Genomic DNA, 817 nt, shown 5'->3' on the forward strand with positions numbered 1-817 from the left:
GCCGTGGACGGCGCACCGCCGCTTCCGGTGATGCCGCTGCTGTTCGCGCCGCTTCCCGCCGGACTGCCCGCCGCCGGGCCGCCCGGCGCACCCGGGCTCTGCGTGCCGCTTCCGCCCTGGACCGCTCCGCCGCTAGAGCCCTGCGTGCTTACCCCGCCGCCGGAGGGTGGAGCGGGCAGCGCAATATTCGGCGCACTGGCGCTTCCCTCGCCGACGGGTCTGCCCTGGTTGTCGTAATAATACATCGGGACATCCCCAACGACCATCAGATAAGAGACGGGAATTTCCGTATCGACCACCTGCGGCTCCATGTCAAACGGAACGACGACCGCCACCTCGGTCACGATATGGATGTAGACTTCAACCAGGATCATATTGATGCCCGCATTCTGCTGGCGGGTATTCAGCTCGACCTTGACCGCGCCCTGCGGCTCGATTTTGATCGGAATATCCGGACCGAAGGAAGCGATCAACGGACTATCCAGCGCCTGGCCGAGCGGAATATGCTCAGTCTGATTATGCAGGCCGTCCAGGATGGATTGAATAACCTCCGTCGCCTGCGAAGTAATGCGCATGTGCTCCGTATAGTTGAGCATAAAGCCGGAGATTTTGCCTGTGCCGTCCGTCTTCCAGTCGATCAGCTTCTCGGCGCTGCTGCCGCTTGCCACCTGGGAGGCGATGGCCTTGTTAATCGCCTCGGTCGCGACCTGCTTCACCCGAATTTGCGCCAGATGAACGATCGGCGGCGTCAGATGCCGCTCCACATAGCCGAGACCGAACAGCACGGAGCTGAGCAGCAGCAGGAACGTCAGCAGCC

General features: G+C 62.4%; 1 protein-coding gene. It reads right to left on the bottom strand.

Annotated elements, in window-relative coordinates; all coding sequences use genetic code 11:
- The coding region (gene yunB / locus L691_RS28030; RefSeq protein ID WP_232229111.1) for a sporulation protein YunB at positions 1-815 on the bottom strand (815 nt) is incomplete at its 3' end.
- Positions 816-817: the final 2 nt, after the last annotated feature.

It is taken from the genome of Paenibacillus zanthoxyli JH29, assembly GCF_000520715.1.
Lineage (GTDB): Bacteria > Bacillota > Bacilli > Paenibacillales > Paenibacillaceae > Paenibacillus_AQ > Paenibacillus_AQ zanthoxyli.